At 72.3% G+C, this 19,054-nt stretch carries 20 protein-coding genes; 12 read left to right on the plus strand and 8 right to left on the minus strand.

Annotated elements, in window-relative coordinates; all coding sequences use genetic code 11:
• Positions 1–116 precede the first annotated feature (116 nt).
• The gene (gene pheS, locus AB0M27_RS03075) at positions 117–1,238 is read left to right on the plus strand and encodes a phenylalanine--tRNA ligase subunit alpha (protein ID WP_365717289.1); all 1,122 of its coding nucleotides are present in this window, start codon (positions 117–119) and stop codon (positions 1,236–1,238) included.
• Positions 1,238–3,760 (plus strand): phenylalanine--tRNA ligase subunit beta, encoded by a 2,523-nt coding sequence (gene pheT, locus AB0M27_RS03080; RefSeq protein WP_365717291.1) that lies wholly within the window; start codon positions 1,238–1,240, stop codon positions 3,758–3,760. The genes pheS and pheT overlap by 1 nt, the downstream gene beginning before the upstream one ends.
• 108 nt (positions 3,761–3,868) lie before the next feature.
• Here pheT and AB0M27_RS03085 read toward each other — a convergent pair whose 3' ends face one another.
• Complete coding sequence (locus AB0M27_RS03085) at positions 3,869–6,268, minus strand: tetratricopeptide repeat protein (protein ID WP_365717293.1); 2,400 nt, start codon at positions 6,266–6,268, stop codon at positions 3,869–3,871.
• 188 nt (positions 6,269–6,456) lie between these two features.
• On the opposite strand from AB0M27_RS03085, the gene AB0M27_RS03090 reads away from it, so the two are divergent.
• The 5 genes from AB0M27_RS03090 to AB0M27_RS03110 all read left to right on the plus strand — a co-directional run bounded on the left by AB0M27_RS03090 (position 6,457) and on the right by AB0M27_RS03110 (position 10,824).
• A complete protein-coding gene (locus tag AB0M27_RS03090) occupies positions 6,457–6,912 on the plus strand; it encodes a carboxymuconolactone decarboxylase family protein (RefSeq protein ID WP_365717295.1) in 456 nt (151 codons plus the stop codon).
• A 122-nt stretch (positions 6,913–7,034) separates the two neighbouring features.
• A complete protein-coding gene (locus AB0M27_RS03095) occupies positions 7,035–7,430 on the plus strand; it encodes a DUF1801 domain-containing protein (protein WP_365717527.1) in 396 nt (131 codons plus the stop codon).
• A gap of 186 nt (positions 7,431–7,616) precedes the next feature.
• Complete coding sequence (locus tag AB0M27_RS03100; protein WP_365717297.1) at positions 7,617–8,699, plus strand: PP2C family protein-serine/threonine phosphatase; 1,083 nt, start codon at positions 7,617–7,619, stop codon at positions 8,697–8,699.
• A 182-nt stretch (positions 8,700–8,881) separates the two neighbouring features.
• Complete coding sequence (locus AB0M27_RS03105) at positions 8,882–10,222, plus strand: transcriptional regulator (protein ID WP_365717299.1); 1,341 nt, start codon at positions 8,882–8,884, stop codon at positions 10,220–10,222.
• A gap of 65 nt (positions 10,223–10,287) precedes the next feature.
• The gene (locus AB0M27_RS03110; RefSeq protein ID WP_365717301.1) at positions 10,288–10,824 is read left to right on the plus strand and encodes an NUDIX hydrolase; all 537 of its coding nucleotides are present in this window, start codon (positions 10,288–10,290) and stop codon (positions 10,822–10,824) included.
• A 38-nt stretch (positions 10,825–10,862) separates the two neighbouring features.
• Here AB0M27_RS03110 and AB0M27_RS03115 read toward each other — a convergent pair whose 3' ends face one another.
• Positions 10,863–11,120, minus strand: a complete 258-nt coding sequence (locus AB0M27_RS03115; protein ID WP_365717303.1) for a hypothetical protein — start codon at positions 11,118–11,120, stop codon at positions 10,863–10,865.
• 192 nt (positions 11,121–11,312) lie between these two features.
• Entirely contained in the window at positions 11,313–12,173 is an 861-nt protein-coding gene (locus tag AB0M27_RS03120) for a 3-hydroxybutyryl-CoA dehydrogenase (RefSeq protein ID WP_365717305.1), read from the minus strand.
• Positions 12,174–12,342: 169 nt separating this feature from the next.
• Here AB0M27_RS03120 and AB0M27_RS03125 point away from each other — a divergent pair, with 169 nt between their 5' ends.
• Complete coding sequence (locus AB0M27_RS03125) at positions 12,343–13,617, plus strand: family 10 glycosylhydrolase (RefSeq protein ID WP_365717307.1); 1,275 nt, start codon at positions 12,343–12,345, stop codon at positions 13,615–13,617.
• 1 nt (position 13,618) lies between these two features.
• Here AB0M27_RS03125 and AB0M27_RS03130 read toward each other — a convergent pair whose 3' ends face one another.
• Together AB0M27_RS03130 and AB0M27_RS03135 are read right to left on the minus strand one after the other, a co-directional pair.
• Positions 13,619–13,816 (minus strand): DUF1918 domain-containing protein, encoded by a 198-nt coding sequence (locus AB0M27_RS03130; protein ID WP_365717309.1) that lies wholly within the window; start codon positions 13,814–13,816, stop codon positions 13,619–13,621.
• A 20-nt stretch (positions 13,817–13,836) separates the two neighbouring features.
• On the minus strand, positions 13,837–14,748 hold the full coding sequence (locus AB0M27_RS03135) for a DMT family transporter (RefSeq protein ID WP_365717311.1): 912 nt from the start codon (positions 14,746–14,748) through the stop codon (positions 13,837–13,839).
• Between AB0M27_RS03135 and AB0M27_RS03140 the strand changes: the two genes are divergently transcribed.
• The 3 genes from AB0M27_RS03140 (at position 14,747) to AB0M27_RS03150 (ending at position 17,354) form a co-directional block, all read left to right on the plus strand.
• Positions 14,747–16,225, plus strand: coding sequence for a PLP-dependent aminotransferase family protein (locus tag AB0M27_RS03140; RefSeq protein WP_365717313.1), 1,479 nt, complete (start codon positions 14,747–14,749; stop codon positions 16,223–16,225). The two genes, AB0M27_RS03135 and AB0M27_RS03140, sit on opposite strands and share 2 nt — an antisense overlap.
• A 17-nt stretch (positions 16,226–16,242) precedes the next feature.
• Complete coding sequence (locus tag AB0M27_RS03145; protein ID WP_365717315.1) at positions 16,243–16,686, plus strand: GNAT family N-acetyltransferase; 444 nt, start codon at positions 16,243–16,245, stop codon at positions 16,684–16,686.
• Positions 16,687–16,760: 74 nt separating this feature from the next.
• The gene (locus AB0M27_RS03150) at positions 16,761–17,354 is read left to right on the plus strand and encodes a histidine phosphatase family protein (protein WP_365717317.1); all 594 of its coding nucleotides are present in this window, start codon (positions 16,761–16,763) and stop codon (positions 17,352–17,354) included.
• On the opposite strand, the gene AB0M27_RS03155 is transcribed toward AB0M27_RS03150, so the two are convergent.
• Positions 17,336–17,788: a DUF6314 family protein gene (locus AB0M27_RS03155; protein ID WP_365717319.1), complete on the minus strand. Its 453-nt coding sequence runs from the start codon at positions 17,786–17,788 to the stop codon at positions 17,336–17,338. The genes AB0M27_RS03150 and AB0M27_RS03155 overlap by 19 nt on opposite strands.
• 235 nt (positions 17,789–18,023) lie before the next feature.
• Between AB0M27_RS03155 and AB0M27_RS03160 the strand changes: the two genes are divergently transcribed.
• The gene (locus AB0M27_RS03160) at positions 18,024–18,176 is read left to right on the plus strand and encodes a hypothetical protein (protein WP_365717541.1); all 153 of its coding nucleotides are present in this window, start codon (positions 18,024–18,026) and stop codon (positions 18,174–18,176) included.
• A 14-nt stretch (positions 18,177–18,190) separates the two neighbouring features.
• Here the strand turns inward: AB0M27_RS03160 and AB0M27_RS03165 are convergent, their stop codons facing one another.
• The gene (locus AB0M27_RS03165; protein ID WP_365717321.1) at positions 18,191–18,631 is read right to left on the minus strand and encodes a carboxymuconolactone decarboxylase family protein; all 441 of its coding nucleotides are present in this window, start codon (positions 18,629–18,631) and stop codon (positions 18,191–18,193) included.
• Complete coding sequence (locus AB0M27_RS03170; RefSeq protein WP_365717323.1) at positions 18,628–19,053, minus strand: MerR family transcriptional regulator; 426 nt, start codon at positions 19,051–19,053, stop codon at positions 18,628–18,630. Before AB0M27_RS03170 ends, AB0M27_RS03165 begins: the two co-directional genes overlap by 4 nt.
• Position 19,054: the final 1 nt, after the last annotated feature.

The following is a 19,054-nucleotide window of genomic DNA, read 5'->3' on the forward strand; positions in this document are numbered from 1 at the left end:
GCCATTCGTCTATCTCCACCCCGTTAGACTCGGCCTTTGGCACCTTTGTGTCCTTCACACGGCCCACCAACCGGTCACGGGGACCATCCGCCAGCCAATCGGAAGCACGGGAAGAGATGTCGGCACCGAATAAGTCGTACGACCCTGTAGAGGTCGAGGCGTTGAAACCGGAAGAGATCGAGCGCATGCGGGACGGGGCGCTCGCCGCCTTCGCCGCCGCGGACTCCCTCGACGCGCTCCACGAGGCCAAGGTCGCCCACACCGGCCCCGCCTCGCCGCTGGCCCTCGCCAACCGCGAGATCGGCGCCCTGCCCCCGCACGCCAAGGCCGAGGCCGGCAAACGCGTCGGCATGGCCCGCGGCGCCGTGAACAAGGCCCTCGCCGCCCGCCAGACCGAGCTGGAGGCCGAGCGGGACGCCCGCGTGCTGGTCGAGGAGGACGTCGACGTCACGCTGCCGTACGACCGCGTCCCGGCCGGCGCCCGCCACCCCCTGACCACGCTCTCGGAGCGCATCGAGGACATCTTCGTGGCCATGGGCTACGAGGTCGCCGAGGGCCCGCAGGTCGAGGCGGAGTGGTTCAACTTCGACGCCCTGAACATCGGCCCGGACCACCCGGCCCGCGGCGAGGCCGACACGTTCTTCGTGCAGGGCCCGGACGGCGGCACCGAGTCCGGTGTGGTGCTGCGCACCCACACCTCGCCGGTCCAGATCCGCTCGCTGCTCGACCGTGAGCTGCCGGTCTACGTGATCTGCCCCGGCGTCGTCTACCGCACCGACGAGCTGGACGCCACCCACACCCCGGTGTTCCGCCAGGTCGAGCTGCTGGCCGTGGACGAGGGCCTGACCATGGCCGACCTCAAGGGCACCCTGGACCACATGGTCCAGTCCCTGTTCGGCGAGGGCATGAAGACCCGGCTGCGGCCGAACTTCTTCCCCTTCACCGAGCCGAGCGCCGAGATGGACATGCTCTGCTACGTCTGCAAGGGCGAGTCCGTCGGCAACCCCGACCGGCCCTGCCGCACCTGCTCCAGCGAGGGCTGGATCGAGCTGGGCGGCTGCGGCATGGTCAACCCGCGGGTGCTCACCGCCTGCGGCGTCGACCCGGAGAGGTACAGCGGCTTCGCCTTCGGGTTCGGCATCGAGCGGATGCTGATGTTCCGCCACAACGTCGAAGACATGCGAGACATGGTCGAGGGTGACGTCCGGTTCACCCGGCCGTTCGGGATGGAGATCTGATGCGGGTCCCGCTTTCTTGGCTGCGGGAGTACGTCGACCTGCCGGCCACGGAGACCGGCCGCGACGTCCAGGCCAAGCTCATTTCGGCCGGCCTGGAGGTCGAGACCGTCGAACAGCTCGGCGCCGACCTCACCGGCCCGCTCGTCGTCGGCCAGGTCCTGACGATCGAGGAGCTGACGGAGTTCAAGAAGCCGATCCGCTTCTGCACCGTCGACGTCGCCCAGGCCAACGGCACCGGTGAGCCGCAGGAGATCATCTGCGGTGCCCGCAACTTCGCGGTCGGCGACAAGGTCGTCGTGGCCCTGCCCGGCGCCGTGCTGCCCGGCGACTTCCGGATCGCCGAGCGCAAGACCTACGGCCGCGTCTCCCGCGGCATGATCTGCTCCAGCGACGAGCTGAACATGGGCGACGACGGCACCCACGGCATCATCGTGCTGCCGCCGGAGACCGAGATCGGCAAGGACGCCGTCGAGCTGCTGGAGCTGGTCGACGAGGTCCTGGACATCGCCGTCACCGCCAACCGCGGCGACTGCCTGTCCATCCGCGGCGTCGCCCGCGAGGCCGCCATCGCCTACGGCCTGCCGCTGCGCGACCCGGCCCTGATCGACGTGCCGGCCCCGAACGCCTACGGCTACCCGGTCCAGGTCTCCGACCCCTTCGGCTGCGACCGGTTCACCGCCCGCACGGTCACCGGTCTGCGCCCCGAGGCCCGCTCGCCGATCTGGCTCCAGCGCCGGCTGCAGAAGGTCGGCATGCGCCCGATCTCGCTCGCCGTCGACGTCACGAACTACGTGATGATGGAGCTGGGCCAGCCGCTGCACGCCTACGACCGCAAGCTGGTCCAGGGCACCATCGGCGTGCGCCGCGCCGAAGAGGGCGAGAAGCTCGTCACCCTCGACGGCGTCGAGCGCAAGCTGCACGCCGAGGACCTGGTCATCACCGACGACCGCGGCCCCATCGGCCTCGCCGGTGTGATGGGCGGCGCCAACACCGAGATCGCCGACCACGAGGTCACCGAGGACGGGGTGAACGGGACCACCGACGTGGTCATCGAGGCCGCCCACTTCGACGCCGTCGCGATCGCCCGGACGTCCCGCCGCCAGAAGCTGCTGTCCGAGGCGTCCCGCCGCTTCGAGCGCGGTGTCGACCCGCAGGCCGCCGCGGCCGCCGCGCAGCGCACGGTGGACCTGCTGGTGCTGCTCGCGGGCGGTACGGCGGAGGCCGGCGTCACCGAGGTCGTCGCGCCCTCGGCGCCGCACACCATCACCATCCCGGCCGACCACCCGGACAAGGTCGCGGGTGTGGTCTACGGCCGTGAGACGGTCGTCCGCCGCCTCCAGCAGGTCGGCTGCGACGTCTACGGGCAGGACGAGCTGACCGTCACCGTCCCGTCCTGGCGGCCCGACCTGGTCGACCCGAACGACCTCGCCGAAGAGGTCATCCGCCTGGAGGGCTACGAGAACCTGCCCTCCACGCTGCCCAAGCTGCCCTCGGGCCGTGGCCTGACCCACCGCCAGCGGCTGCACCGCCGGGTCGGGCGGGCGCTGGCCGGCGCGGGCTGTGTCGAGGCGCCGAACTACCCCTTCGTCGGCGAGCAGGTCTTCGACCAGCTCGGCCTGGAGGCCGACGACCCGGCCCGCCGTGTCGTCAAGCTGGTCAACCCGCTCAGCGACGAGGAGCCCGCGCTGCGTACGACGCTGCTGCCGGGCCTGCTCGGCGCGCTGCGGCGCAACGACGGCCGGGGCTCGCACGACCTGGCGCTGTTCGAGACCGGGCTGGTGTTCCACCCCCGCGAGGAGCAGCGCGTCGCCACGCACCTGCCCGTCGACCGGCGTCCCACCGACGAGGAGATCGCCGTGCTGAACGCCGCGCTGCCCGTGCAGCCGCGGCATGTGGCCGTCGTCCTCACCGGCGCCCACGAGCAGGCCGGCTGGTGGGGCAAGGGCCGTCCGGCGGACTGGGCGGACGCGGTGGAGGCCGGACGCGCCGTGGCCCGGGAAGCCGGTGCCGAACTGACCGTCCGCAAGGGCCAGTACGGCCCCTGGCACCCCGGCCGCTGTGCCGAGCTGGTCGTCGTCGCCGACGGTGCGGAGCAGGTCATCGGCCACGCGGGAGAGCTGCACCCGCGCGTTCTGAAGGCCCTGGGGCTGCCCGAGCGCACCTGTGCGATGGAGCTGAACCTGGACGCCCTGGAGACGGTGGGCGACGGCGCTCCGCAGGCGCCGAGCATCTCCACGTTCCCGGTCGCCACGCAGGATGTCGCCCTCGTGGTCGACAAGCCCATCCCCTCCGGGGAGGTCGAGGCGGCGCTGCGTGAGGGTGCGGGTGAACTCCTCGAGTCCATCCGGCTGTTCGACGTGTACGAGAACGCGGAGCAGCTGGGCGAGGGCAAGAAGTCGCTGGCGTATGCGCTGCGATTCCGGGCCGGTGACCGGACGCTGACGGTCGACGAGGCGTCGGCCGCCCGGGATGCGGCGGTTGCCCTTGCCGGTGAGCGGACCGGGGCTGTGCTTCGGGGCTAGTCGCCGTAGGGGTTCGGTGCGCGGCCGGCTGCGGGTTCTTCGTGGCCGGCCGCGCCCACGCGGCGGAGCCACATATGGAACACAGCCCCGCGTCCCTTCTGGGCGCTGTCAGTGAACCCCAGTGGTGAGTTCCCGTATGCCCTCCTGCGCCAGCGCCTCCGCGTGCTGGTTGCCGAGCCTCCGGGCCAGCTCAAGGGCCTCGCGGTGCAGCCGTAGCGCCTCTTCCGGGAGGCCCGCGAGGCGGCAGGTCTCGGCGTAGCCGTTGAGGAAATGGATCTTCCAGTGTTCCTCGAACAGCTCGTCCAGGAGCGCGAAGGCCTCCCGGTGGCTGGCCAGTGCCTCCTCGTACCGGCCCATCTGCCGCAGCGCCACGCCCATGCAGTTGAGGCACCACGCCTGGTTGTTGAGGTGCCCGTCCTCGCGGGCCAGCGTCAGCGCCTGACGCAGTTGGTCCGCCGCCTCCTCGGGGTCCTCCGGGGCGATGGACAGGCCGAGTGTGATCCGGGCCGTGAGACCGGGCGGCCAGGCGGGGTCGGTGGGCTGCAGATTCAGCACCTCCCGGGCCCGCTGGGCCGCCTTTGTACGGTGTCCCAGCTGGAGCATCGTCCAGGCCTCCGACGCGGCCGCGTGGGCCGCTCCCGTCGGGCAGCCGGCCTGCTCGTACAGCTTCCCCGCCAGCCGGAAGAGTTCGAGCGGCTCCTCGACCTGTCCCGCGTCCCAGCTCAAGTAGCCGCGGCGGACGGCAAGTTCGGCTTCCGCCCGGGCGTCGCCCGCCTGGGACAGCCGGAGTCCGGCCGCCTCGTACGCCGCGGCGGCCTCGGCCGTCCGGCCCCCGTTGTAGCGTGCGTAGCCCAGATCGCTGTGTGCCTCGGCCAGTTGTACCGGATCGTCCAGGCGCTCGGCGGCGGCCAGCGACCGCTCGAAGAGGACGTTGAGATGCGTGGTGCCGCAGCGCCGCGCGAAGTAGGCCCGCAGGAAGCGCGGCAGCTCGCACACATGCACATCGGCCCCGACGGCAGCCGCCGTCTCGAAGGCCGCCATCAGGTTGCCGTACTCCGTGACGAACCAGGCGAAGGCCGCGTGCTTGTCCCGGAACTCCGGCAGCTCGGCCGGGCGGTGACCGGCGGAGGGCGCCCGGCCGGGTGACAGGAACGGCATCGCGGCGTCGGCGGCCGCCGCCGCGTGCACGTAGTAGTCGAGCACCCGGCCGAGGGCGCGCTCCCGGTCGGCCGCCGCGTCCTGTTCCACCGCGGCCCGCCGCGCGTGCTGGTGCACCAGGTCGTGCAGCCGGTAGCGGCCCACCGTCGGCTGCTGGACGAGGTGCGCGTCGAGCAGGTCCTCCAGCATCGTCCGGGCGCCGTGCAGCGGCACGTCCGCCAGCGCCGCCACCACGTACTCGTCGAACGACTCCCCGGGCAGCAGGCCCAGCAGCCGGAACAGCCGGGCCTGGGAGCGGTTCAGCTGCCGTACCGACATCGCCAGCGCCGCGCTGAACGCGGCGTCGAACTCGCCCGCGCCCTGCGTCATCCGTTCGGCGAGGACGCCCACGGTCCAGCCCGGCCGGTGCCGCAGCCGCGCCCCGGCCAGGCGCAGGGCCAGCGGCAGATGGCCGCACAGCCGCAGCACCTCGGCGGCGGAGCCGGGATCGCGGGCCAGTCTGCCCTCGGGCCCGCCGGGGTCGCCGCTGGCCCGGACCAGCAGTCGGGCGCTCTCCTCGGGGCTCAGCACGTCGAGCGAGACCGGGGGCACCTCGTCCAGTCCGAGCAGCCGGTTGCGGCTCGTGACCAGGGCGACGGAGGGACCGGCACCGGGCAGCAGCGGGCGCACCTGCTCGGCGTCGGCGGCGTTGTCGAGGACCACGACGACCCGCCGGCCGGCCAGTTCCGACCGCCAGCAGGCGGCCAGTTGCTCCAGCCCGTCCTGCGGGACCTTCTCGGACGGCACGTCGAGCGCGCCGAGCAGCATGCGCAGCGCGGCGTCGGGGCCGAGCGGCGCCCGGCCCTCGGTGAACCCGTGCAGGTCCACATAGAGCTGCGCGTCCGGGAAGTCGGCGGCGAGCCGATGCGCGGCGTGCACCGCCAGACAGGTCTTGCCGACGCCCGCCATGCCGTCGACGGAGACCGCCCGATGGCTCGCGACGGCGGCCAGCACGGCGGCGAGCCGCTCCTCGCGCCCGGTGAAGTCGGGCACGTCGCGCGGCAGGTCGTTGCGGGCCGGCGGGCGGCCCTGACGGGTGCTCTTCGGGGGCGCGGGCAAGGGGTTCGAGGCCCGTTCCCACACCGGACGCAAGGGGCGGGGGTCGCGCTTGACGAGCCGGCAGAGGGCCACCACGGCGGGCCAGGGCGGCACGGTCTGCCCGTTGAGGTACCGCGACAGGGAGGAGGAGCTGAGGCCGGTGTCCCGCGCGAGGGCCCGCACCCCGAGCCCGGACAGCTCCTGCAGCAGGCGCAGCCGGGCCGCCAGTTCCTCCTGCGGGTCGGTCGTCGTCGTCCGTGTGTGCCCGTCCACTGTCCCCCCGGTCTCCGTCCCGTTCCGGCTGAAGTCTTCCCAGCCAATTCGCCGCTGGTCAAGGCCCTTTCGGCTGTCCCACGGCGTCCCATCGCCATGGCCCGGACAGGCCGGTGCGGCTGTCATGGAGTCACGCCCCGACGACAGGGGCACCGACCACAAGCGAACCAGTGGAGGAGCGGACCGAGATGCAGTCCCGTATGCAGAACCCCGCCGTCGTCCTGTCCGACGCCATGCAGCCCGTCCAGCAGCTCTTCAAGGCCGTGCACTCCGGCGGAGTGGACGGGCAGACGCTGGAGCTTGTGCATCTGCGGGTCAGCCAGATCAACGGGTGCAGCGCCTGCGTCGACGCCGGCGCCAAGACGGCCCGCAAGGCCGGAGTGAGCGACGAGCGGCTGGCCACGGTCGCCGCCTGGCGGGAGGCGCCGTACTTCACGGACGAGGAGCGAGCGGCCCTCGCGCTGGCCGAGGCCGCGACCCGGCTCGCCGACCGTCCCGACGCGGTGAGCGACGAGGTCTGGGACACGGCCGCCACCTACTACGACGAGAAGCAACTGGCCGCGATCGTCCTGATGATCGGTGTCACCAACCTGTTCAACCGGCTCAACGCCACCACCCGCCAGATCGCCGGCGCGTGGGGCTGACACCCACCGTCCCCGCCCGACCCTGAGACAACCGAAGGAGATCCACCGTGAAGGCCACGCAGCAGACCGCCAGGAGCACCGCCGCCACGTCCGAGGGATTCACGGACGAGGAGCGAGCGGCGATGAAGGAGCGGGCAAAGGAGGTCAGGGCGGCCACGCGCGGCGCGTCGCGCGCCGCCAAGGCGGCCGAGGAGGAGGCCGCCGTGCTCGCCAAGATCGCCGAGATGCGGGACTCCGACCGGGTCATGGCCGAGCGGCTCCACGCCGTCGTCAAGGCCGCCGCGCCCGGGCTCGCCCCGAAGCTCTGGTACGGGATGCCCGCGTACGCCCTGGACGGCAAGGTCGTCTGCTTCTTCCAGAGCGCGGAGAAGTTCACGTCGCGCTATGCCACCTTCGGCTTCAGCGACCGGGCGAACCTCGACGAGGGCACCATGTGGCCGGCCTCCTACGCCCTGAAGGAGCTGTCCGCCGCCGACGAGGCGAGGATCGGCGAGCTCGTGCGGAAGGCCGTCGGCTGAGGGCCGGGGAACCCGGTCACCCCCATGGCGAGCTGCATAAATGCGGGTTGACGGACGCGGACTCACTCGTTCGGGTGGGAACTGACGACGATCTGGTCTTCCCGGGCCATGCCCTCGACAGAATCGGACCGGCCTTTCGGGGTCGGTCCGTCTGCTCTGTCAGGGCCCACATGGGGGACCAGAGGCATGATCCGCATCAAGGCACGGGCACCCACCGCGCGGAGAGCCGTACTGCCCACGGTCTGGGGAGCCGCGGCGGTCGCCTACAAGTTCGGCTGCCCGCTCGCCCAGCAGACCGGGCTCGGCGCGCGCATCGTCACCAGCGCCGTCTTCCTCGCCGTCGGCACCGGGCTGATAGCCCATGTCCGCCGCGCGCTGCTGCGGGAGCTGCGGCAGGCCCGCCGGGTGGCGCGGGCGGCGCAGAGCGTCGTACTGCGTCCCCTGCCGCCACGCCTGGACGGGCTGAACGTCGCCGCGGCCCAGCTGTCCGCGGACCGGGGCGCGAGCGTCGGCGGCGACCTGTACGAGGCGATCGCCACCGAGCACGGGGTGCGGGTGGTGATGGGCGACGTACGCGGGCACGGTCTCGCCGCCCTCGGCACGGTCGCCGCCGTCCTCGGCAGTTTCCGTGAGGCCGCCCACGACGAGGCCGAACTCGGCGGCGTCCTGGGCCGGTTGGACCGCGCCCTCGCCCGGCACCTGCGCGAACGCGCCCGCGCCGAACACCCCGCGAACGGCGGCCGGGCCCCCGACCACCCGGTCGCCGAGGAGTTCGTCACCGTCCTGCTCCTGGAGATCGACGGCGAGGGTGACCTGCGCGCCCTCAACTGCGGTCACCCGTGGCCCTATCTGCTCAGCGGCACGAGAGTCGAGCCGTTGACGCGCGTCGACCCGCTTCCGCCACTGGGCCCCTTCCCACTGCCGACGGCCCTGGAAGCGCGCGCCTGCGGACAGCTGTTTCCCGGCGACTCCCTGGTCCTCTTCACCGACGGTGTGGAGGACGCCCGGGACACCCGGGGCCGCTTCTTCTCGCTGCCGGACGCGCTGCGCAAGGCCGTACGCGATCATCCGGTGTCCCCCCAGAGGGTCCTGCGTACGGTCCTCACCGCCCTCCTGCACCACACAACCGGCCGCCCGACGGACGACATAGCACTTCTGGTCCTGCGGAACGATCGAAAAAGAGGTGTGGACATCAGGGGCGCGGGGACGTGCGCGACCGGCCACGGGCCACCCGCAGCCGACAACGCACCGCTGGCAACACCTCAGTAGTCGGCCCGGCCAAGCCACCGCTTTTCGAGGGGGAGCCGGCGGCTTGGCCGGCACCTAAGTCAACCGGGACAGCACGCTCAGCGACAGCGCGTGTACAGCGCGGATGCACGTGTTCCGTTCACACCCCGTGTGAACGGCAGCGCACTACGCTGAACGGCACCAGGCCACTCGGGGGGCATCCCATGCAGCCCAACACTCTGCTCGACGCGATCCTGGACGAGGCGGGGATCTCGCACGCCGGTCTCGCCGCCCACGTCAATCAGGCGGGCCGCAGGCGCGGCCTCGCGCTCCGGTACGAACACACCGCCGTGGCACGCTGGTTGAAGGGCCAGAGACCGCGCGGACAGGTCCCCGACCTGATCTGTGAGGTGCTCGCCGCCCGTCTCCGCCGTCCCGTCACCCTCGACGACATCGGTCTGGGCGTGCCCGGCGAGCCCAGCACCCCGCACGCCGGCTCGCTGGGCGGCTTCGTGGAGCGGGCGACCGCCCTGTGGCGCTCCGACGAACAGCAGCGGCCGCATGTGCTGGGCGCCCCCGCCGTCACCGGGACCCCGGCCGTCATGCCGGTGTGGGAGTGGGAGAACCCGCCCGAGGACGTCGATGTCTCCCGCGGCGGCCGGCACCGGGTCACCCCGGCCGACATCGAGATGCTGCGCGCCGCGCGGACGCACTACGAGCAGATGTACCGCAAGGCCGGCGGCATCGCGACCCGCACCCGGATCGTCGGCTTCCTCAACGCCGAGGCGGCGCCGCTGCTGCGGGGCAGCTACACCGATGCCACCGGACGCCAACTGCATCGCGCCACGGGCGGGCTGGTGGCGATCGCGGGCATCTGCGCGTACGACTCCGACGCCCACGGTCTCGCCCAGCGCTACTTCCACCAGGCGCTGCGGCTGGCAAAGGCCAGCGGTGACCGGGGACTTGGCGCGTACGTCATAGCGCTGCTGGTCAACCAGTCGCTGTTCATGCGCGAGTACCGGCAGGCCGTCGCCTTCGCCGAGGCCGCGCTGCGGGCCGCCGGCAAGCACATCACCCCGGCGCTCGCCTCCGACCTGTACGCGATGCAGGCCAAGGCCTACGCCCACCTCGGCGACTCCGCGGGGGCCCTGTCCTGCATCCGGCGCGCGGAGGCGGCGGCCGAGCGGATCCGGCGCGGATACGAGCCCGACGAGACCGGCTATGTCCAGCCGGGCCTGGTCAACGTGCAGGTGGCCGAGGCGCTGCTGAGTCTCGGCGAGCTGGCCGCCGCCCGGGAGCACGCGGCGGCGGCCGTCGACAACCCGGCCCACGACCGGGGGCGGGTGCACCGGCTCGCCATGCTCAGCACCATCGAACTGCGCCAGGGCAACGCCGACAAGGCGGTGGTCACCGCCGTGCAGATGGCGGAGCAGGCACGCGGGATGGAGTCCCAGCGGCTGCGCGACAGACTCCGCGCGGTACGCGAACACCTGGCGCGCTGTGGCTCGGCCGGCACCGCCGAAGCCGCCGAACTCATCGACGGGGCACTGCGCGTACCGCTGTAGGCCCCCTGTAGGTGCACAGTCCCTGCTGCGATATTGCCACTTACTCGGCGGAAGGTGGCAGAACCGTGCAGTGGACGAAGCAGAACGAACAAACTGTGTATGCAAACCGCTGGTTCAGCGTCAATCTCGCAGATGTCGAGCTGCCGGACGGCCGGCACCTGGACCACTTCCTGATACGGCTGCGGCCGGTGGCCGTGGCCACCGTGGTCAACGAGGCGAACGAGGTGCTGCTGCTGTGGCGGCACCGCTTCATCACCGACAGCTGGGGCTGGGAACTGGCCGCGGGCGTCGTCGAGGACGGCGAGGACATGGCGAGCGCGGCCGCCAGGGAACTGGAGGAGGAGACCGGCTGGCGGCCGGGGCCCCTGCACCACCTCATGAGCGTGGAGCCGTCCAACGGCCTCACCGACGCCCGGCACCACATCTACTGGTCCGACCGGGGCGAGTACATCGGGCATCCCGTGGACGACTTCGAGTCGGACCGCCGGGAATGGGTCCCCCTCAAACTCGTTCCCGACCTCATCGCCCGTGGGGAGGTCCCGGCCGCCAACATGGCGGCCGCGTTACTCCTGCTGCACCACCTCAGGCTCGCCGAGGGCTAGCGGGCCCGAGTGGTTCCGGTGCCTGGTGGCCCCGGTGCCTAGCGGGCCAGCGCCTGCCAGACCGTCACGACGAGCGCTCCCAGCGCCGTGAGCGCGGCGACCGACGGCAGGGGCCAGCGCGCGTGTTCCATGGAGACCATCCGGGAGTTCAGCTCGTCCACTTCCTTGGCGGTCTCCTTGGTGCGGTGACTGAGCAGCGCCAGCCCTCCCTCGACGCGTGCGTACGCGACGTCGAGGCGGCGACGTAACTCTGCGAGTTCCTCCTGGACCACGGAATGATCGGAATCGGTGGTCACGTTTCATTCCTCTCTGTAGCCGGATGTGGTCCGCCACATCCGTTGCGTGGGCATGAAGAGTGAACTCTGCTGGTGGGCGCGTGGGGAGCGTGTGCGCGGGGCATATGCGTGCCCGGCGCGCACACGGTGTGTGAAACAGATGGACCCGGCACCGAGTGCGGTGCCGGGCCCGTGAGGAGTAGCTCTGTGTGATCAGCCGTAGGTGTAGAAGCCCGAGCCGGTCTTGCGGCCCAGCCGGCCCGCCTCGACCATGCGCTGGAGCAGCGGGGGAGCGGCGTACAGCGGCTCCTTGTACTCGGCGTACATCGAGTTGGCGATGGAGACGATGGTGTCCAGGCCGATCAGGTCGGAGAGCTTCAGCGGGCCCATCGGGTGGGCGCAGCCCATCTCCATGCCGTTGTCGATGTCCTCGCGGCTCGCGATGCCCGACTCGAACATCCGGATCGCCGACAGCAGGTAGGGCACGAGCAGCGCGTTGACCACGAAGCCGGAGCGGTCCTGGGCGCGGATGGCGTGCTTGCCGAGCACCTTCTCGGCGAAGACCTGGGCGCGGCTGAGCGTGCCCTCGGAGGTGGTGAGCGCCGGGATCAGCTCGACCAGCTTCTGCACCGGGGCCGGGTTGAAGAAGTGGACGCCGACCACGTGGTCCGGGCGGGAGGTGGCGACCGCCAGCTTCACCAGCGGGATCGAGGAGGTGTTGGAGGCGAGGATGGCGTCCGGGCGGGTCACGACCTGGTCGAGGACCTGGAAGATCTCCGTCTTCACCGGCTCGCTCTCCACGACCGCCTCGATCACGAGGTCGCGGTCCGCGAACTCGCCGAGGTCCGTGGTGAAGGTGAGCCGCGCCTGCGTGGCGTCCAGCTCCTCCTCGGTGATCTTGCCGCGCTCGGCCGCCTTGGCCAGGGAGTTGAACAGCCGGGTACGGCCTATCTCCAGGGCCTCGCCGGTGGTCTCGGCGACCTTCACGTCCAGTCCCGCGCGGGCGCACACCTCGGCGATGCCCGCGCCCATCTGGCCGCAGCCCACGACTCCGACGCGCTCGATGTCGGTCACATCGTCCCCTTCGCTGTTCTCCGGCTCGCTGGCAGGACCTCCGGGTTCGGCGCCTGCTCCGATCGAGCACGTTACCGTCAAGTATCGATGATCGATCGGCGGGGTGGGGGCATCCTGGGGCGCGGAACGATCCGTGACGGAACGGATCCGGAGCGTATGGGGTGTGCGCATGGGGCATCTGGCACGGCGGACCTTCGCCTTGGCGGCACTGTCGACGCTGGTCAACGCGCCTGGCGCGGCGGTCGCGGGGGATCGCTGGCCCCGGGCCGTCGCAGCGCCGGGGGCGGCTGCGGCCGCGCGGCATCGGCCCCGTGCGGCCGCCGAGATGCGGGGCGTGTGGCTCGCGACCGTGTCCAACCGGGACTGGCCGTCCCGGCCCGGGCTCACGGCCACCGCGCAGCGGCGGGAGCTGATCGCCCATCTCGACCGGGCGGCCCGTGACCGGCTCAACACGGTGATCTTCCAGGTACGGCCCACCGCCGACGCCCTGTGGCCCTCTCCGTACGAGCCCTGGTCGGAGTACCTCACCGGCACCCAGGGCCGCAGCCCCGGCTGGGACCCGCTGGGCACCGCGGTGCAGGAGGCCCACTCCCGGGGCCTGGAACTGCACGCCTGGTTCAATCCGTACCGGATCGCGAACCACACCGACCGCAGCCGGCTCGCCGCCGCGCACCCGGCCCGCAGGCACCCCGACTGGGCGGTGCCCTACGGCGGGAAGCTCTACTACAACCCCGGCCTGCCCGAGGTCCGCGCCTTCGTCCAGCAGGCGATGCTCGACGCGGTCGTCAGGTACCCGGTCGACGCCGTCCACTTCGACGACTACTTCTACCCGTACCCGGTCGCGGGGCAGACCTTCGACGACGATGACGCCTACGACCGCTACGGCGGCGACTTCTCCAGCCGGGCCGCCTGGCGGCGGGACAACATCAACAGGCTGGTGAAGGAGATGGCCGCCGGCATCCGCAGAGTCCGGCCCGGCACCCGGTTCGGGATCAGCCCCTTCGGGGTGTGGCGCAACGCCTCGACCGACCCGCGCGGCTCGGACACCCAGGCGGGCGCGCAGACGTACGACGACCTGTACGCGGACACCCGCACCTGGGTGCGCAGCCACTGGATCGACTACATCGTCCCGCAGCTGTACTGGCACATCGGCTTCGCCGCCGCCGACTACGCGAAACTGGTCGAGTGGTGGGCGGCGGTCGCGAAGGGCACGAAGACACACCTCTACATCGGCGAGGCCCTGTACCGGGCGGGGGCCGCCGGGCAGCCCTCGGCCTGGCAGGACCCGGTCGAGCTGTCCCGGCACCTCACCCTCGCCGCCGGCTACCCGCAGGTGCGCGGGCATGTGTTCTTCGCCGCCGCGGACGTGGCGGCCGATCCGATCGGGGCGATGACACGCGTGATCACCGACCACTACGGAGGAGCGGTGAAGCCGCGGCGGTGACCTACCGCTGTCGCTCTTCCTTGTGCTTGACCTGGCAGTCGGGCCCGGGCGACAGGATCGCCTGGTGTCCGTCCTGGAACTTGACACGGTAGGGCGGGTTGCCCTCGTCCCCGAGCACTTCGAGGACTTCCGCTTCCTGGTCGTGTTGGCCGACCACCCTGCCATGCTGGACGAGGTGGTCACCCTTGGCTGCACGCATCTCGCAGGCCCTCCTCATGGTCACGACCGCTGTGTGACGGCGATGCACACGAGCACGGCGACGGCGGTCACCGGAGCGGCCGCCGTGAAGTGCTCGCCCAGCAGAAGCGCCGACCACACCAGTGTGAGCAGCGGCTGAGCCAACTGCAACTGGCTGGCCCGGGGGATGCCGATGACGGCCATCCCCCGGTACCAGACGACCAGGCCGAGGAACTGCGAGCCCAGCGCCACCCACAGCAGACCGGCGATGGCGTGCCCGGTGAGCTGGACGGGCTCGTACGTCAGCGCCACCGCGGCGGCCGGCACGCTCAGCGGCAGACACAGCACGAGCGCCCAGCCGATCACCTGCCAGCCCGGCATGACCCGGGCCAGCCGGCCGCCCTCGGTGTAGCCGGCCGCGCACACCAGCAGGGCCGCGAACAGATAGCCGTCGGCTGCTGTCAGCGCGCCGCCGCTCTGCCCGACGGTGAAGGCGACCACGGCCGCGGCCCCCGCCAGCGCGGCCAGCCAGAACCGGCGCGAGGGGCGGCTGCCGATGCGCAGCGCCGAGAACACGGCGGTGGTCAGCGGCAGCAGCCCCACCACGACGGCGGCGTGCGCGGTGGTCGAGGTCTGCAGGGCGAGGGTCGTCAGCATCGGGAAGCCGAGCACGACACCGGTGGCGACGACCGCGAGACCCGGCAGATGCCGGCGCTCCGGCAGCCGCACCCGGAGAACCAGGAGGCAGCCGCCCGCGACGAGCGCGGCGAGGACGCTGCGTACGGCCACCAGCGACCAGGGGCCGAAGCCCTCCAGGCCCCAGGCGGTGGCCGGGAAGGTCAGGGAGAAGGAGGCGACGCCGAGGGCGGCGAGACCGGTGCCGAGGCCGCGACGCTCGCGGGGAGCGGTGACCGCTATCGGGCTCGGAGCAGTAGCGCTACTCTGTGTTCTCATGCACCAGCGTAACAGCGTCACTGAACTGGCAGAACAGCTCCGACGAGACCTTGACCGCTACTCTCCCGGTGGAAAGCTCCCGTCGAGCCGGGAGCTGGTCGAGCGGTTCCACGTGAGCCCGGTGACCGTCGCGCGCGCGCTCGCCCAGCTGGCCGCCGAGGGACTGGTGGTCACCCGGCCCGGGGCAGGCGCCTTCCGGGCCCGGCCGCGCACGACGGAGACCCCCGTCGGGGACACCTCCTGGCAGGAGGTCGCGCTGAGCGCCGACGGCGCCGCCGAGCTCGTACCGCGCACGGTGGACGCCTCCGGGGTCACCGTCTCGCTGGCCGCGCCGCCGCCCGGCGTGCTGGAGTTCAACGGCGGCTATCTGCATCCCTCCCTGCAGCCCGAGCGGGCCATGGCGGCGGCCCTGGCCCGGGCCGGGCGGCGGCCGGGCGCCTGGGGGAGGCCGCCGCTGGAGGGCCTGCCGGAGCTGCGGGAGTGGTTCGCGCGCGAGATCGGCGGGGCCGTCACCGCGGCCGAGGTGCTGATCGCGGCCGGCGGCCAGCCCGCCCTGGCCACCGCCCTGCGCGCCCTCGCCCCGCCCGGCGAACCCGTCCTGGTCGAGTCGCCCACCTACCCCGGCATGCTGGCCTGCGCCCGCGCCGCCGGGCTGCGCCCGGTCCCGGTGCCCGTCGACCCCGACGGAGTGCGCCCCGAGCTGCTCGCCGACGCCTTCCGGGCCAGCGGCGCCCGGGTGTTCGTCTGCCAGCCCCTGTTCCAGAACCCCACCGGCGCCGTCCTGGCCCCCGGCCGGCGCGCCGAGGTGCTGCGCATCGCCCGTGAGGCCGGCGCCTTCGTCGTCGAGGACGACTTCGTACGGCGCCTGGTGCACGCCGACGCGGGCCCGCTGCCCCGCCCACTGGCCGCCGACGACCCGGACGGCGTGGTCGTGCACGTCGGCTCGCTGACCAAGGCGACCTCGCCCAGCTTCCGGGTGTGTGCGCTGGCCGCGCGTGGCCCGGTGCTGGAACGCCTGCGCGCCATCCAGGTCGTGGACAGCTTCTTCGTCCCCCGGCCGCTGCAGGAGGCCGCCCTCGAACTGGTCGGCTCCCCGGCCTGGCCCCGCCATCTGCGGGCGCTGTCGGCCGAGCTGAAGGCCCGCCGCGAGGCCATGACGACCGCGCTCGCCCTGCACCTGCCCGAACTGGCCCTGCCGCACGTCCCGTCCGGCGGCTACCACCTGTGGCTGCGCCTGCCCGACGGCACCGAGGAGTCAGCCCTCACCGCGGCCGGCCTCCGCGCGGGCGTCGCCCTCACCCCCGGCCGCCCCTACTTCAGCGCCGAACCCCCCGCCGCCCACCTCCGCCTGAGCTTCGCGGCGGTCGCCGGCACCGGGGAGCTCACGGAGGGCGTACGGCGGCTGCGGGCGGCCTGTGACGAGGTGTTCCAGAGCCTGCGCGGCGCGCCGAAAGCCGTTCGACCGGTGCCGCGTTGACCTGCGAGGATCACGCCATGGACAGCTCACCAGAACTCCCCGACGGCTACGAGTTCTCCGCCGACCCCGACCGCGTCGACGTCGACCGGGTCCACGGCTGGCTGTCGACCGACGCCTACTGGGCGATCGGCCGGCCTCGCGAGAAACACCAGCGGGCGATGGCGGGCTCGCTGAACTTCGGGGTGTACGAGCGGGCCTCGGGGGAGCAGGTGGCGTACGCGCGCGTGGTCACCGACCAGGCGCTGTTCGCCTGGCTCGCCGATGTGTACGTGGACCCCTCGGTGCGCGGCAAGGGCGTCGGTACGGCCTTCGTCGGCCGCATCCGCGACCACCTGAAGCCGTACGGACTGCGCCGGATCCTGCTCGCCACGGAGGACGCGCACCGGGTGTACGAGAAGCTGGGCTTCCGCTCGCTGGACCGCCCCGACCAGTGGATGGTCCACCGCTTCGAGTCCGGGTGAGCCGCCGCACACCCGCCGTAACTCACAGGCGGCACCCCTTGACCCTGCACTCACCTGCGGCTCACCATCACCGCATGGCACTGAGGGTGACGTTCGTCGCCGCCGCGCGCAGCACCCCGCTGCTCGCGGAGCGCTTCGACGACGACCGGCCGCTGGACCAGGCCGGCTGGGACGAAGTGCAACGCGCCGCCGGGGATCTGCTGCCGCTGGGGGCCGCCGACCTGCGGTACTGCTCGCCGACCCCGCGCAGCCGGGCCACCGGCGACGCGCTGGGGTACGCCCCGCTGGCCCAGCTGGCGCTGCGGGACTGCGACATGGGCCGCTGGCGTGGACTGACCCTGGGCGAGGCGATGGCCCGAGAGCCGGACGCGGTGGACGCCTGGCTCGCCGACCCGCGCGCCACCCCTCACGGCGGCGAGTCCCTGCTGGCCTTCATCTCCCGGGTCGGCGGCTGGCTGGACACCCGGCCGGCGGAGGACGGGGGCCGGATCGTCGCCGTCGCCGAGCCCGCCGTCATCCGCGCGGCCCTGGTCTACGCCCTGAAGGCACCGCCCTCGACGTACTGGAACATCGACGTGCGCCCGCTGTCCACGTCCACCGTCACCGGCCGCGCGGGCCGCTGGAACCTCCGCCTCGAGGCCGGCTCGGCTCAGCCCTCGCGCACATAGTCCGTGGTCAGCACCAGATCCTTCGCCGGGCCGCCGACCCGCCACACCGAGCGCCAGCGGTCTGCGTCCCGGACGGTGAACTCGCCTTGGTAGAGGTCGGCCGCGCACGGGTGCTCGGCGACGTACCGCCCCGAGCTCAGGTCCAGCGCGTGGAAGGGCCGCCCGTCCGCGAACCGCACGTCCGCCGTGCCCGGCACGGGCCCTGGCAGAAAGCGCAGCGTGCGGGTGGCGGGGCGCGCCACGCCCTGCCAGGTGAAGGTGCCGGACTCCTCGTGGAGCAGGCCGCCGGCCTTCAGCGCGGTGAAGACGGTCGCCCCTGAGAAGTGCCCTTCCGCTCCGCTCGCCAGGTCTCGCACGCCGCGCTCGACCCGCCAGCGGCCGGCCAGATAGGCCGGCACGTCGGTGACCGGCCAGTACCGGGGCTGCAGATCCATGAGGAGAGCCTACGGCCGACCGCGTTCGCCCCATTGATGTGCTCGCGCCCCGCCTCTTTACCGTGCGTTCGAAGTGATGACCAGTGTCTGATATTTCGAACAGCTGGTGACCCCCGCCGGATCGCCGTGCGCAGGGGCGGCTGGGCCCAGTACAAGGCCACCTTCACCACGAGCCGCACCAGCACCACCGGGCGGCTCACCGTGGGCTCCGAGGCCGCCGCCGCCCCGGGCGAAGGTGACCACGCTCGCCGCCGCACCGGACGCGGTGAACAGTGAGACGTCCACGGCGGTCGCACCGCGGACGTCCACCTTCGCCCAAGTCGCCGACAAGTTCAGCTACACCTTCCCGGCGAACTCCATCACCTTCCTCCGTATCAAGCAGAGGTGACCAAGCAGAGGTGATCAAGCAGAAGTAGCCGGGACCTCGTCCGCGGGCTGCTGTCCGAGCGGCAGCAGTCCGCGCTCGGCGAAGACCTTCTTCGCGGCGAAGGTGGCGTTCAACGCCTTCGGTATCCCGCAGTAGACGGCGGAGTGCAGCAGCGCCTCCGTGATCTGCTCGGGCGTGAGGCCCACGTTCAGTGCCGCGTTCACGTGGACGTCCAACTGGGCCTCGCAGCCGCCGAGCGCGGTGAGCATGCCCAGGGTGACCAACTGGCGGTCGCGGGGGGCCAGTCCGGGCCGGTCGTAGATCTCCCCGAACGCCCAGGCGACGATCTGGTGCCCCAGTTCCGGGTTGATGTCGGCGAGCGAGTCCACAACGCGCTGCCCGGCCTCCCCGTCGACCTTCTTCAGGACCTCCAGGCCGTGGGCGAAGCGCTCTTCACGGGTGGTGCTCTGGCTCATGTCCGGTGGTCCGTTCCCGGCCGCCCGTCGTGGAGCAGCCCTTCGTAGTGTGCGATCTTGTCGTCCAGCGCGGACGCGTTGCGCCGCAGCGCCCGCATCCGGTCGGCCAGTGCGGCGCGGTGCTCGCGGAGCATCGCCAGCCGCTCGGCGAGCGTGCCGTCCCCCTCCGCCCGCAGCCGCGCGTAGCGCTGCATCTCGGCGATCGGCATGCCCGTCTCGCGCAGCCGCAGCAGGAACTCCAGCCAGGCCAGGTCCGCCGTCCGGTAGCGGCGCTGGTTGCCGGTGGTCCGGCCGACCCGGTCGATCAGGCCGGCCTTCTCGTAGTACCGCAGGGTGTCGTGCGAGAGACCCGTGCGCTCGGCGACCTGGGCTATGGGTAACGACGGTTCCCGATCCTCAGGGAGGGGCTGTCCGCTGGTCATG

The organism is Streptomyces sp. NPDC052107 (assembly GCF_040680215.1).
Lineage (GTDB): Bacteria > Actinomycetota > Actinomycetes > Streptomycetales > Streptomycetaceae > Streptomyces.